General features: G+C 69.0%; 13 protein-coding genes. 4 read left to right on the top strand and 9 right to left on the bottom strand.

Features of this window, described 5'->3' with window-relative positions; all coding sequences use genetic code 11:
- Positions 1–475 precede the first annotated feature (475 nt).
- On the bottom strand, positions 476–1,366 hold the full coding sequence (locus AC1U89_RS13225; protein WP_479900155.1) for an SDR family oxidoreductase: 891 nt from the start codon (positions 1,364–1,366) through the stop codon (positions 476–478).
- An 81-nt stretch (positions 1,367–1,447) separates the two neighbouring features.
- Between AC1U89_RS13225 and AC1U89_RS13220 the strand changes: the two genes are divergently transcribed.
- Positions 1,448–2,290, top strand: a complete 843-nt coding sequence (locus AC1U89_RS13220) for a helix-turn-helix transcriptional regulator (protein WP_479900154.1) — start codon at positions 1,448–1,450, stop codon at positions 2,288–2,290.
- On the opposite strand, the gene AC1U89_RS13215 is transcribed toward AC1U89_RS13220, so the two are convergent.
- The 5 genes from AC1U89_RS13215 to AC1U89_RS13195 all read right to left on the bottom strand — a co-directional run bounded on the left by AC1U89_RS13215 (position 2,287) and on the right by AC1U89_RS13195 (position 8,176).
- Positions 2,287–3,093 carry an exodeoxyribonuclease III gene (locus AC1U89_RS13215; protein ID WP_479900153.1) on the bottom strand — a complete coding sequence of 269 codons (807 nt, stop codon included), beginning with the start codon at positions 3,091–3,093 and terminating at the stop codon, positions 2,287–2,289. The two genes, AC1U89_RS13220 and AC1U89_RS13215, sit on opposite strands and share 4 nt — an antisense overlap.
- Before the next feature lie 257 nt (positions 3,094–3,350).
- Positions 3,351–3,986 (bottom strand): outer-membrane lipoprotein carrier protein LolA, encoded by a 636-nt coding sequence (locus tag AC1U89_RS13210; protein ID WP_479900152.1) that lies wholly within the window; start codon positions 3,984–3,986, stop codon positions 3,351–3,353.
- A gap of 213 nt (positions 3,987–4,199) precedes the next feature.
- Positions 4,200–4,433, bottom strand: a complete 234-nt coding sequence (locus AC1U89_RS13205; RefSeq protein ID WP_479900151.1) for a hypothetical protein — start codon at positions 4,431–4,433, stop codon at positions 4,200–4,202.
- A gap of 106 nt (positions 4,434–4,539) precedes the next feature.
- Positions 4,540–6,954 (bottom strand): FtsK/SpoIIIE family DNA translocase, encoded by a 2,415-nt coding sequence (locus tag AC1U89_RS13200; RefSeq protein ID WP_479900150.1) that lies wholly within the window; start codon positions 6,952–6,954, stop codon positions 4,540–4,542.
- Between the two features lie 715 nt (positions 6,955–7,669).
- Complete coding sequence (locus AC1U89_RS13195) at positions 7,670–8,176, bottom strand: DUF1993 domain-containing protein (protein WP_479900149.1); 507 nt, start codon at positions 8,174–8,176, stop codon at positions 7,670–7,672.
- Between the two features lie 144 nt (positions 8,177–8,320).
- Between AC1U89_RS13195 and AC1U89_RS13190 the strand changes: the two genes are divergently transcribed.
- Positions 8,321–8,758 (top strand): CBS domain-containing protein, encoded by a 438-nt coding sequence (locus AC1U89_RS13190; protein ID WP_479900148.1) that lies wholly within the window; start codon positions 8,321–8,323, stop codon positions 8,756–8,758.
- Here AC1U89_RS13190 and AC1U89_RS13185 read toward each other — a convergent pair.
- Positions 8,755–9,561, bottom strand: coding sequence for an energy transducer TonB family protein (locus AC1U89_RS13185; protein ID WP_479900147.1), 807 nt, complete (start codon positions 9,559–9,561; stop codon positions 8,755–8,757). The two genes, AC1U89_RS13190 and AC1U89_RS13185, sit on opposite strands and share 4 nt — an antisense overlap.
- A gap of 137 nt (positions 9,562–9,698) precedes the next feature.
- Positions 9,699–10,661, bottom strand: coding sequence for a malate dehydrogenase (gene mdh / locus AC1U89_RS13180; RefSeq protein ID WP_029909863.1), 963 nt, complete (start codon positions 10,659–10,661; stop codon positions 9,699–9,701).
- Positions 10,662–10,808: 147 nt separating this feature from the next.
- Here mdh and AC1U89_RS13175 point away from each other — a divergent pair, with 147 nt between their 5' ends.
- Complete coding sequence (locus AC1U89_RS13175; RefSeq protein ID WP_479900146.1) at positions 10,809–11,861, top strand: MaoC family dehydratase; 1,053 nt, start codon at positions 10,809–10,811, stop codon at positions 11,859–11,861.
- On the top strand, positions 11,854–12,279 hold the full coding sequence (locus tag AC1U89_RS13170; RefSeq protein ID WP_479900145.1) for an HIT family protein: 426 nt from the start codon (positions 11,854–11,856) through the stop codon (positions 12,277–12,279). Before AC1U89_RS13175 ends, AC1U89_RS13170 begins: the two co-directional genes overlap by 8 nt.
- Positions 12,280–12,294: 15 nt before the next feature.
- On the opposite strand, the gene AC1U89_RS13165 is transcribed toward AC1U89_RS13170, so the two are convergent.
- Entirely contained in the window at positions 12,295–13,029 is a 735-nt protein-coding gene (locus AC1U89_RS13165; RefSeq protein ID WP_479900144.1) for a 3-oxoacyl-ACP reductase family protein, read from the bottom strand.
- Between the last annotated feature and the right edge of the window lie 65 nt (positions 13,030–13,094).

Below are 13,094 nucleotides of genomic sequence, written 5' to 3'. Positions count from 1 at the left end.
GCACCATAGATGTGAGGTTGTTCCGGCCCCTACCGAACGCGGACCGGATCCGACAGAGCTTCCCGCTCGATCGCCCCCGCCGCCGCATCGGTCGCTGGCCATGCGCCCTTTCCCGCGTCGAGGTGGGATGATTATGCGGCCGCCGGGAAACCCTGCGGGGAATAAAGATATAGCGCAGCGATATCAGCGGGTTGGTTGGCGATGAGGCGGGGATACGCACTCCAAACCCCTCTCTCTTTGAGAGAGGGAGGGGCCCGCCGCCGCAGGCGGTGGGAGGGTGAATGGTTTCACCGCCGGCCGGCAAACCCTGAGCCGTCGAGCCCTTTCGAAAAATCCGGAGGTCCACCGCCGATACTACCGTTGACGCAAACCCGTCTTCGTCACCGCTTCGTCCTGAAAGACTGTAACCACTCACCCTCCCACCGCTTCGCGGCGGGCCCCTCCCTCTCTCAAAGAGAGAGGGATTTGGATTCCATCACCCGCCGAAATACCCCGCCTCCTTCATATCCGTCAGCAAACCCGCCTGGCTCGGCGCCCAGCCCAGCACCTCCCGGGTCCACACGCTGGAGGTCGGGGCGTCGGCGGCGGCGAAGCGGGCGAACCAGCCGAACCAGTCGGCGGCCTCGTCCGGCGACACGCTGACGACGGGCAGGCCCAGCCCCGTGCCGATCGCGGCGGCGATGGCCTTGAACGCCACGCCCTCCTCGCCGATCGCGTGGTAGCGCGCCCCGCCCTCGCCGCGCTCCAGCGCCAGGCGGAAGACCGGCGCGGCGTCGAACCGGTGCACGGCCGGCCAGCGGTTGAGGCCCTCGCCGACATAGGCCGCCGCGCCCTTCTCGCGCGCCAGGCCGATCAGATGCGGCACGAAGCCGTGGTCACCCACGCCGTGGACCGACGGCGGCAGCCGCACGACCGAGGCCTTGATCCCGCGCGCCGCCAGGGCCGCGGCCGCCGGTTCGGACTGGCGGGGATGGCCTGGCCCGGCGGGCATCAGGTCGTCCTCGGTCGCCAGGCGGCCATCGGCCAGCAGCAGCGTCCCCGAGGTGACCAGCAGCGGCCGCTCCGTGCCCTCCAGGGCCGCGCCGATCGCCTCGATGGCCCGGCGGTCCTGTTCGCAGTTCTCCACGAACCGCGAGAAGTCGTGGTTGAAGGCGGTGTGGATCACCCCGTCGGCCGCCGCGGCGCCGCGCGCCAGGCTGTCCGGGTCCTCGAGGGAGCCCTGATGGATCTGGGCCCCGGCCGCCTCGAGCTGCCGGGCCCCGGCCTCGGACCGGGTCAGGCCCAGCACCTGGTGGCCGGCGGCGATCAGGTCCTGGACGACGGCGGAGCCGACGAAGCCGGTGGCGCCGGTGACGAAAACACGCATGGGGGAGCTCTCCGAAGGTTCAACCCAACCCATTTGGCGCGTATGCTATGCCGGTAAAAGATGAGAGATTATCAGGGTATAATGACTAACAGGATCGCGACGCCCGCGCCGCAGGACTCGCTGGCGACCTATCTGAGGGGCCGGCGGGCCAGGCTGAGTCCCGCCGATTTCGGCCTGCCGACGGGTCGGCGGCGCACGCCGGGCCTGCGGCGCGAGGAGGTCGCCCAGCGAGCCGGTATCAGCGCCACCTGGTACACCTGGCTGGAGCAGGGACGTGGCGGCGCGCCTTCGGCCGACGTGCTGGGCCGGATCGCCCAGGCCCTGCTGCTGACCGACGTGGAGCGTGAGCACCTGTTCCTACTGGGCCTGGGGCGACCGCCGGAGGTGCGCTACGCCAAGTCCGAGGGGGTGACGCCGCGCCTGCAGCGGGTGCTGGACGCGCTGGAGGCCAGCCCCGCCCTGATCCGCACCGCCACCTGGGACGTGGTGGCCTGGAACAAGGCCGCCGCCGCCGTACTGACCGACTACGGCGCCTTGCCGCCGGAACAGCGCAACATCCTGCGGCTGATCTTCGGCGATCCCCGCGTGCGCGAGGCCCAGTTCGACTGGGACAGCGTGGCGCGGTTCGTGGTCGCCGCCTTCCGGGCCGACGCGGCGCGGGCCGGCGCCGGGGCCGAGGTCCAGGCCTTGGTCGAGGACCTGAGCCGGACCAGCCCGGAGTTCGCCCGGTTGTGGCGCGAGAACGACGTGCGGCACTACGGCGAGGGCGTCAAACGCCTGCGCCATCCGGTGCTGGGCCCGATCGTCTTCGAATATTCCGCCTTCGCCGTCGACGGCCGGCCGGACCTGGGCCTGGTGGTCTACAACCCGGCGACGCCGGAGGACGCGGACAACATCCGCAAGCTGGTGGCGGCGCGGGCCTAGAGCTTCAGGTCGGCCGTCACCGGGGCGTGGTCGCTGGGCCGCTCCCATTCGCGGACCGTGTCGTGCACCTTGGCGCTGACCTTGCCGTTGACGAACGCCGCATCCTTCAAGCCGGGGCTGGCCAGGATGTGGTCCAGGCGCAGGCCGCGGTTGGACTTGCGGAAGTCGGCGGCGCGGTAGCTCCACCAGCTGAACAGCTTTTCCGGCTCGGGCGTGGCCAGGCGCGGCAGGTCCAGCAGGTCCATCGACTTGATCATCGCGTCGAAGGCTTCGAGCTCGGCCGGCGTGTGGCTGACGACCTTCAGCATCTGGCGGTGACTCCAGACGTCGTTTTCGCCGGGCGCGATGTTCAGGTCGCCGGTGACGATCAACGGCGCCTTTGGATCCCGCTTCTTCAAGGCGGCGGTCAGGGTCTCATAGAAGTCGAGCTTATGATCGAACTTCGGATTGCCGATGCGATCGGGCGTGTCGCCACCAGCCGGGATGTAGAAGTTCTGGATGTCGACGCCGGCCACCTTGACCGCGACGCAGCGGGCATGACCTTCGCGGCAGTTCATCAGCGTCGGCACGTCCTCGAAGGGCAGGCGCGAGGCGATGGCCACGCCGTGCCAGCCCTTCTGGCCCATGATCTTGATGTGCGGCAGGCCCATGGCGACGAAGGCCTCGCGGGGGAATTCCCCCTCCTGGCACTTGATCTCCTGCATGCAGAGCACGTCGGGGGCCTGCTCGTCGACGAAGCGGGCGGCCTGCTCGGCGCGCAAGCGGACGGAATTGACGTTCCAGGTGGCGATACGGAGGCGCATGCGGCGTCCTTGCCCCGAAGATCCGGACCGCACAACGAAAAACGCCCAAGCGCCGGAGCGCTTGGGCGAAAGTCGGGTCTCTCATGCCGCCGCCGGGAGGGGATAGGTCCGGCACGGTTGCGAAGGGCGGGTCGGGCGCTCTTCGCCATGCGTGTTAAATCTGCCACGGCGAGAATCTAAGTCAAGGACAATCGCGTTAACATCTTGCATGTTGTGAAATTGTCGCATTCCGACCGCGTCGAACGGCCAAAATACAACTAGGGCTTGCCAACCCGACGACGGGGGTCATTCAGGACGAACAGTTTCGGGTCCAGGCCGGACGTCTTTTCGAAGTCCACCAGGCGTACGCGGGTCTCCGCCCCCTTGGCGTCGGTGACGGTCCAGCCCACCAGGTCAGGGCCGTTGCTGAAGTTCAGCTCGATGCGGCCGCGGGTCTCCTTCTTGGCGTCCACGGCCTGGATGCTGAAACCGTCCGACAGCTTGCGCACGCCGGTGATGGTCACGCCGCGGTCCAGCCGCACCTCGCGGGCCAGCAGCAGGACCAGGGGCGTGCGGCTGAGCGGATAGCTCTCGAAGGTCTTCAGCCGAGGATCGGAGATGTTGACGCTGCTGCCGTTCGACACGACCAGCAGGCCGTTGGGGCCGTCATAGGCGAAACGGGCCTTGCCGGGGCGCTGCAGGTAGAAGGTCCCCTGGGTCTGGGTCCCGCGCGCGTCGGTCTGGATGAACCGGCCCTTGGCCGAGCCGAGGGTCTGGATATAGGCCGTGGCCTTGTCGACCAGGGCCTGGTCCTCGGCCGAGAGCCTGACGGCCGGCGGCTGGGCGGCGAACGCGGGCGCCGTGGCCAGGGTCAGGCCGGCGGCGAGGATCAGGCGGCGGGTCGTGTTGGTCATGCTGTCTCCTAAGGGCGTTCCGCGAAAGTGTGAGCGGTTTCGCGAACGGAACGCCCGTCGATATTGCCTCCAACCTTTGCCCTGAGCGTGCGACGAGCGAAAGGCTCTCGCGCGACCATTTTCCGGCGCTCCGATGAAGCGCCGTTCAGGTTCGGAGGTTGGAGGCGAAAGGAACGCCGTCGAACGGTCGAGGTTTCAGGCCGAGGGACGGTCCTACTTCTTGGCGTCCTTGACCGCGCCCTTCAGGTCGCCCTGCTTCACGTTGCCGGCGACCTTGTCTTCCTTGCCCTGCGCCTTCAGGTCCTTGTCGCCGACGACCGTTCCGAGGCCGGACTCGACCTTGCCGACGGTTTCCTGCTTGCGCCCGGCCTCCCTGTCGCAAGCGCTCAGGCCGGCCATGGCGATCACCAGGGTCAGGGCGAGGAACGGCGTGCGCGGTCGGGTCATGGGCGAAAGCTCCGGGGATCGTTGGTCGGGCGAAGCGACGGCCTGGGCCGTCGCAAGCTCTACAACGCAAGCGGAGCCTTGAATGATCCCGGCGGCCCGCGACGCCCTACATCGGCGGAGGCGGCGGGGCCAGGATCTCGCGCTTGCCGGCGTGGTTGGCGGGGCCGACCACGCCCTCCTTCTCCATCCGCTCCATCAGCGAGGCGGCGCGGTTGTAGCCGATCTGCAGGCGGCGCTGGATGTAGCTGGTCGAGGCCTTGCGGTCGCGGGTGACCACCGCCACGGCGTGGTCGTAGAGGTCGTTGCCGCCGCCCTCGCCCGCGAAGGCGCCCTCGATGGCCTCTTCCTGCTCCTCGTCGCCGCCGGCGGTGACTTCCTCCAGATAGTTGGGGATGCCCTGGTCGCGCAGGAACTTGGCCACCGCCTCGACCTCGCCGTCGCTGACGAACGGGCCGTGCAGGCGGGTGATGCGGCCGCCGCCGGCCATGTACAGCATGTCGCCCTGGCCCAGCAGCTGTTCGGCGCCCTGCTCGCCCAGGATGGTGCGGGCGTCGATCTTGCTGGTGACCTGGAAGCTGATCCGGGTGGGGAAGTTGGCCTTGATGGTGCCGGTGATGACGTCGACCGACGGGCGCTGGGTGGCCATGATCAGGTGGATGCCGGCGGCGCGGGCCATCTGGGCCAGGCGCTGGACGGCGCCTTCGATGTCCTTGCCGGCCACCATCATCAGGTCGGCCACCTCGTCGATGACCACGACCAGATAGGGCATGGGCTCTGGGCGGATCTTCTCGGTCTCGTAGATCGGGCGGCCGGCGTCGTCGAAGCCGGTCTGGACGGTGCGCTCGAAGTGCTCGCCCTTCTCCAGGGCCTCGTTGGCTTTCTCGTTGAAGCCGCCGATGTTGCGCACGCCGATCTTGGACATGCGGCGATAGCGGTCCTCCATCTCGCGGACGGTCCACTTCAGCGCCACCACGGCCTTCTTCGGATCGGTCACGACCGGGGCCAGCAGGTGCGGGATGCCGTCATAGACGCTGAGTTCCAGCATCTTCGGGTCGATCATGATGAAGCGGCACTTCTCGGGCGGCAGCTTGTAGAGGATCGACAGGATCATGGCGTTGACGCCGACCGACTTGCCCGAGCCGGTGGTGCCGGCGATCAGCAGGTGGGGCATCTTGGCCAGGTCGGCGATGTAGGTGTCGCCGCCGATGGTCTCGCCCAGGGCCATGGGCAGGTTGTGGCTGGCCTTGTCGTAGTCGGACGATGACAAGAGGTCGCGCAGATAGACCGTCTCGCGGCGCGAGTTGGGCATCTCGATGCCGATGGCGTTGCGGCCCTGGGCCACGGCCACGCGACACGAGATCACGCTCATCGAGCGGGCGATGTCGTCGGCCAGGGCCACGACGCGCGCGGTCTTGGTGCCGGCGGCGGGCACCAGCTCGTACATGGTCACCACCGGGCCGGGGCGGATCTGGTCGATCTGGCCGCGCACGCCGAACTCGGCCAGCACGCTTTCCAGCAGGCGGGCGTTCTGGCGCAGGGCCTCCTCGTCGAACTCGGCCGAGCGGGGCTTGGGCTTGGCCAGCATGGCCAGCTCGGGCAGCTGGAAGCCTTCGGCCTCGAAGTCGAAGGCCTTCTGCTGCTCGCGCTGTTCGCGGTTGTTGGACTTGGCGGGCGTCTTGGGCTGGGCGATGGCCAGGGGGCGCGGCTCGAAGCTGGGCTMGAAGTCGTCGTCGTCCACCGGCGGCGGCGCGGCCTTGGCGGCCTTGCGCGGGGCGACGGCGGCGGCTTCCGGCTGGACGTCGATGACGGGCGCGGGGGCCTTGCGCGGCGCGCGGGGACGGACGGCGGGTTCGGGCGCGGCGACGGGTTGCGGCGCGGGGGCGCGCTCGCGCGGCTGCATCAGGCCGTGGACCATGTCGCCGATCGCCTCGGGGTCGATGCGGCGCACGCCGATCGCATAGCCCAGGGCCACGGCCGCGCCGATCGCCAGCAGCAGGGCGGCGATCAGATGGGCGCCGGGCAGGCGGGCGAAGTTCAGGAGGCCGGCCAGCAGGTTCAGCAGGCCGTCGCCCCAGAACCCGCCCAGGCCCTTGGCCAGCGGCCAGGCGACCGGCTTGGGCGGCGCGGCCAGCAGGCCGGCCAGGGCCAGCAGCCCAAGACCGCCGACGGCGGCGCGGACCCGCAGGTCTCGGCGATGGGCGGCCGGGTCGGGCTGGGTGACGCGCGACATGCCGAACACCAGCATCAGGGCGGCGGCCATCCAGCCGGCCAGGCCCATCGACTGCATGACCATGTCGGCCAGGGCCGCGCCGGCGCCGCCCAGGGCGTTGGTGGCGGGCTGGCCGGTGGCGGCGTTCAGGCTGGGATCGGCGGCGTTGTAGGTGGCGACCGACAGCAAAAGGCCCGCGCCGACCACGCAGATCACCCCGCCCCGGAACCGCGCCGACCATGGCTGGGCCCAGCCGTAGCGCACCGCGTCCCAGACCAGTTCAACGCTCGATCGCCGCGCCGCTCGCGCCATCAGAAGTCACCTTGCACTCGTAGAACCCCGATGTTTTGCCGCAAGAGGGTTAAGGGGCGTTTACCCTGGCGCCGCGAGCGTGCGGTTTGGCGTCGCGGCGAGCATCCGTGCATCTATTTTCAGACTGCCGCATTTTTGCCTTGTTTTAAGCGGGGCAGGACGCGAAGCTGGCCTCAGGATCTCGGGGGAATCCATGCAGTCTTTCGCCTTCGCGCTTGGCGCGTTGTTTGGTCGTGCGTCGTTAGCAGCAACAAAAACCAGGGACAGTATCACTTCAGAATGCTTGTCTTTGTTGAACGAAGTCGAAATCAGGGGCGGCTGGATCGATGAAAACGACCAAATCCTTCACGGAAAAGATGAGGCTTTCGCTGAAGCCTTGAGGCTACGTCTGCTCACATTGGGCGGTGGCTGGTCCGTCGGTTGCAGACTCACGCACCKGGGGCGAAAGGTGCTGGCCACGATGCCCCCTACCTAGGGCCTGGCTGCGCGACTACAAGAACAAAAAGAGAACATACGACCGGACTCGTCGTGGGCGGGAGTCACTCTGGCGTGTAACCCGCCGCTGTTGGCGGGTCTGTTGGACGCAGGTCATGGACAAGGAGTTTTTGAGTCAGTTGCCGATCATCCTGTCGGCGGTCGCGGGGGTGTTCACCGCCCTGGCGACCCTGGTGTGGGCGTTCCGGCGGCGGCCTTGACCGCCGCCGGGAGCTCCGACTCAGGCCGTGCCCAGATAGTCCTTCTTGCCGATCTCGACGCCGTTCTTGCGCAGGATCGCGTAGGCGGTGGTCAGGTGGAAGAAGAAGTTCGGCTGGGCCTGGGTCTGCAGATAGGCCAGGCCCTTGACCACGCTGGTCTCGCCGCGGCGCGTCAGGGTGATGTCGCGATCCTCGGCGCCGTCGAACGCCGCCGGGTCCAGGCCCTCGACATAGGCGATCGCGCGGTCGACCCGGGCGATCAGGTCGTCGAAGCCGGTCTCGACGTCGTCCCAGGCCGGAACCTCCTGGCCGGCCAGGCGCGCGGCGCAGCCCTTGGCGAAATCGGTGGCGATCTGCACCTGCCGCAGCAGCGGGAACATGTCGGGGAAGAGGCGCGCCTTCAGCAGGGCGTCGGGGTCCAGCTTGCGGGTCTCGACATGGGCGGCGGCCTTGGCCAGCACGCCCTTGAGGCCCTTCAGCCCCTGGACGAAGACGGGGACGCTGGCCTGGTGGATGGTGATCGACATGGAAGCTCCGGGGGATGAGGCCGGGCCGGTCTAGACTGCGTCGCGCCACCGGCAAAGAGCGGGAGCAAAGCGGGACCGGACGGAACGGGCCCGCCGCGTCGGGGTTTCTGTGGGGTTCCAATTCACTCCTTCAGGAGCTTTCCCATGAAAGTCAGCGACGCCATGACCAGCCAGGTCAGCACCGCCGCCCCCACCGACACCGTGCGCAAGGTCGCCCAGGTGATGGCCCATGTCGAAACCGGCGCCGTGCCGATCGTCGAGGGCGGCAAGGTCGTCGGCCTGGTCACCGACCGCGACATCGTCCTGCGCGTGGTCGCCGAGGGCCGCAGCTTCGACAGCCCGATCTCCGAGGCGATGAGCGAGGGCGAGGTCCAGAGCGTCAAGGAGGACGACGTCCTGGCCGACGCCACCGCCAAGATGGCCAGCCACCAGATCCGCCGCCTGGTCGTGCTCAACGAGGCCGGAAACCTGACCGGCATCCTGTCGCTGGGCGACGTGGCCAAGGACTACGGCGCCAAGCAGGTCGGCCGGACGCTGGAGGAGATCTCGCAGGAAGGCGGCGAGAGCGCGCCGGCGCACTAGGGCCGCTTCAGCGCCCGGGCCAGCGGGGTGATCTTCGACCACTCGAAGGGGATCACCACCGGACCGTCGCCCACCGGCGCGCCGTCCAGCGCCTTTTCCGGCGCCGTCATCATGTCGGCCACGGCCAGCATGGCCTTTTGCGCGGCGGGCGTCGGATCGCCGCTCGCGACGCACTGGGTCAGGCGCCGCTCGGCCGAGACCCGGCACTGGAGCAGGCTGACGCCGGACGTCATGTCGATGCCGTCCAGGGCCGGCAAGGTCCGGGCCAGCCAGGGGGATTCCTCCCATTCCAGGGCGTGCAGCCCGCAGAACTGGTCCGGCTTTTCCGCTGTCGGGCACGGGACGGCGTTCTTGGTCTTCGGCGGGACCCCCAGGGTCAGCGCCAGGGCGTTGCTGCCGGCCAGGAAACCGCTGGGCGGCGGCGGCTTGTTCAGGGCGTTGAAGATGATCGGTATGATGACCCGGTTCCGCGCCGGATCGGCGACGTCGACCGTCTTCGGATCGATGCGGAAAATGCGGCCCAGCTTCAGGGCGGCCTCGCCGAACGCGTAGCCGGTCGGGAATTCGTCGACCACGCGGCAGTGATCCAGCAGGCCCTTGGCCGTCACGTCGCAATCGATGATCCCGCGGCCGGACACCGCGTCGCGCTGGCCCTTTTCCGGATAGTAGTTGGCCATGTCCTGGGCGGTCGGCTTGTGCAGCCAGTCCGGCCCCTTGGGCCAATTGGACTTTTGATCGGCGTTCGCCTGGCCCGACGCGAGCGCGGCGACCGCCGCGACGATGAAGATGGTGCTGCGCGCCATGTTGTCCCCCGAAAGCGGCGAAACTGTACGGCTTCGACAGGGAAGACAATCCTGGGTCGTTCGGGTTCGCGGCCCGTTGCACGAAAAAGGGCGGCCCCGTCGGAGCCGCCCTTTCCGTATCTCGAAGGCTGGAAAGCCTACTTCAGCGAGCTGTCGATGCCCTTGCAGGCTTCCATCAGGCCCTGCACCGAAGCGACCGAGGCGGCGAACATCGCCTTCTCGGCGTCGTTGGTTTCGAACTCGACGATCTTCTCGGCGCCGCCGGCGCCGATGACCACCGGCACGCCCACGTACAGGTCCTTCAGGCCGTACTGGCCGGTCAGGTAGGTGGCGCAGGGCAGGACGCGCTTCTTGTCCTTCAGATAGCTGGTGGCCATGGCGATGGCGCTTTCGGCCGGGGCGTAGAAGGCCGAGCCGGTCTTCAGCAGGGCGACGATCTCGCCGCCGCCCTTGCGGGTGCGCTCGACGATGGCGTCCAGCTTCTCCTGGGTCAGCCAGCCTTGCTTGACCAGTTCCGGCAGCGGCAGGCCGCCGACGGTCGAGTGACGCACCATCGGCACCATGTCGTCGCCGTGACCGCCCAGGGTCCAGGCGTGGATGTCTTCCACCGACACGCCGGTGGCTTCGGACAGGAAGTAGGCGAAGCGGGCCGAGTCCAGGACGCCGGCCATGCCGATGACCTTTTCCTTCGGCAGGCCCGAGAACTGCTGCAGGGCCCAGACCATGGCGTCCAGCGGATTGGTGATGCAGATGACGAAGGCGTTGGGGGCGTGGGCCTTGATGCCTTCGCCGACGGCCTTCATGACCTTCAGGTTGATGCCCAGCAGGTCGTCGCGGCTCATGCCCGGCTTGCGCGGCACGCCGGCGGTGACGATGCAGACGTCGGCGCCGGCGATGTCGGCGTACTCGTTGGCGCCCTTCAGGGCCACGTCCTTGCCGAACACGGCCGAGGCTTCGGCGATGTCGAGCGCCTTGCCCTGGGGCGTGCCCTCGGCGATGTCGAACAGGATCACGTCGCCCAGCTCTTCACGAGCGGCGATGTGGGCCAGGGTGCCGCCGATCATGCCGGCGCCGATAAGGGCGATCTTCGCGCGAGCCATGGGGTCTCCATCAGGCTTGTTGGACAAGAAATGTCGCGGCGGGGTCTACGCCCGCAAAGGCTCGGCCTCAAGCCCTCTTTGAAGCCCCCTTCCCCCTTTCGCTGCGGTGCGGCAAAACGGCATGAACAACGATAAGGAAACTCGGCCGTGAGCAAGACCGATCCGGGACGGTTTTTCGAGGATTTCAAGCTCGGCCAGGTGATCGTCCACGCCACCCCGCGCACGGTCACGGCCGGCGACGTGGCGCTTTACACGGCGCTTTACGGGCCGCGTTTTGCGCTGTTCTCGTCCGACGTCTTCGCGCGCGACTGCGGGCTGGAGACCGCCCCGGTCGACCCGCTGGTCGCCTTCCACATCGTGTTCGGCAAGACGGTGCCCGACATCAGCCTGAACGCCGTGGCCAATCTGGGCTACGCCGAGGGCCGGTTCCTGGCCCCGGTGCATCCGGGCGACACGCTCAGCGCCAAGTCCGAGGTGATCGGGCTGAAGGAGAACTCCAACGGCAAGACCGGGGTGGTCTATGTGCGCACCACCGGCGCCAACCAGCGCGGGGTGGCGGTGCTCAGCTATGTGCGCTGGGTCATGGTGCGCAAGCGCGACCCCGCCGCGGTGGTCGCCGGGCAGTCGGTCCCGGACCTGGCCGCCGCCGTGGCCTCCGGCGACCTCGTCGCGCCGCCGGGGCTGGATTTCCGCAAGTACGACTTCGCCCACGCCGGCGCCCCGCACGCCTTCGAGGACTACGCGGTCGGCGAGAAGATCGACCATGTCGACGGCATGGTGGTCGAGGAGGCCGAGGCCCAGATGGCCACGCGGCTGTGGCAGAACACCGCCAAGGTGCACTTCAACCAGTTCGAGCGGGCCAAGGACCCGTCGGGCCGGCGGCTGGTCTATGGCGGGGTGGTGATCTCCACCGCCAAGGCCCTGTCGTTCAACGGCCTGCAGAACGCCGGACTGATCCTGGCGATCAACGGCGGGCGGCACGTCAGCCCCTATTTCGCGGGCGGCACGGTGTTCGCCTGGAGCGAGGTGCTGGGCAAGGCCGACCTGGGTCCCGGCGTCGGCGCCCTGCGCCTGCGGCTGGTGGCGACGGTGGACCGGCCCTGCGGCGACTTCCCCGACAAGGACGAGGCCGGAGCCTATGCGCCCGGCGTGATCCTGGACTTCGACTACTGGGCGGCGGTTCCCAAGCGTCATGGCTGAGTTCGTGCTGGATCCGGCCTTCGTCGCCACTGCCGCCGAACTGGGCGACCTGCCCCTGTGCCACGCCCGTCTGCAGCTGGACGCGCGCTATCCGTGGGTGGTGCTGATCCCGCGCCTGGGCGGGGCGCGCGAGCTGGAGGACCTGTCGGTCGCCGCTCGCGCGCGGCTGATGGAGGAGACGGTGCTGGCCGGCGCGGCGGTCCGCGCGGTGGCCCAGGCGCTGGGCCTGGCGGTCGACAAGCTGAACGTCGGCGCCTTGGGCAACGTCACCCCGCAGCTGCACGTCCACGTTCTGGGCCGCCGGGTCGGCGATCCGGCCTGGCCAGGGCCGGTCTGGGGGCATTCGCCGGCGGAGGCCTACGAGGCCGCCGCCATGACGCGGGCGGTCGCGGCGGCGCGGGAGGCCCTGGGCCTCTAGCGCCGCCTAGCGGCCTCACGCCACGTAGCCGCCGTCGATGGTCAGGCTGGCGCCGGTCATGAAGCCGGACTCGTCCCGGGCCAGATAGGCGACCAGGCCGGCGATCTCCGACGTCTCGCCCATGCGGCCCAGGGGGATCAGCGGCTTGACCAGGTCGGCCAGGCCGTCGGTCATGTCGGTGGCCGTGGGGCCCGGCTGGATGTTGTTGACGGTGATGGCGCGCGGGGCCAGGTCGATCGCCGCGCCGCGAACCAGGGTCGCCACCGCCGCCTTGGTCATGGCGTAGGCCCCGCCGCCGGGGAAGCCGACCCGGTCGGCCGAATTGCTGCCGATGGTGATGATCCGCCCGCCGTCCGCCAGCCTCGGCGCGGCGTGGTGGATGGCCGCGAACACGCCCCGGACGTTGACGGCGACCAGGCGGTCGAAGTCGTCCAGCGACATCTCGTCGACCTTGGCCAGCTTGAGGACCCCGGCGTTGACCACCAGGATGTCGAGCCGGCCGAAACGGTCCACCGTCCGGTCGACGGCCGCCTTGACCTGGTCCGCGTCGGCGCTGTCGGCCCGCAGGGCCAGGGCCGTCCCGCCCCCCGCCTCGATCCGCCCCCGCAGCGCCTCTGCGCTGTCGGCCGAGGCCGCGTAGGTGAAGGCGACCTGGGCGCCGTCGCGGGCCAGGCGCTCGACGATGGCCGCGCCGATGCCGCGCGAGCCGCCTAGCACCAGGGCGACCTTGCCGTTCCGTTCGCTTTCCATGGGATGTCTCTTTCTTGATTGATCAGTCCATAACGGCTCCCATATGGCGTTGTGGATCGTTCAGT

It is taken from the genome of Caulobacter sp. 05T431 (genome assembly GCF_056665975.1).
The sequence above is the reverse complement of the archived record's forward strand: the minus strand, read 5'-3'. Positions and strand labels throughout refer to the sequence as shown.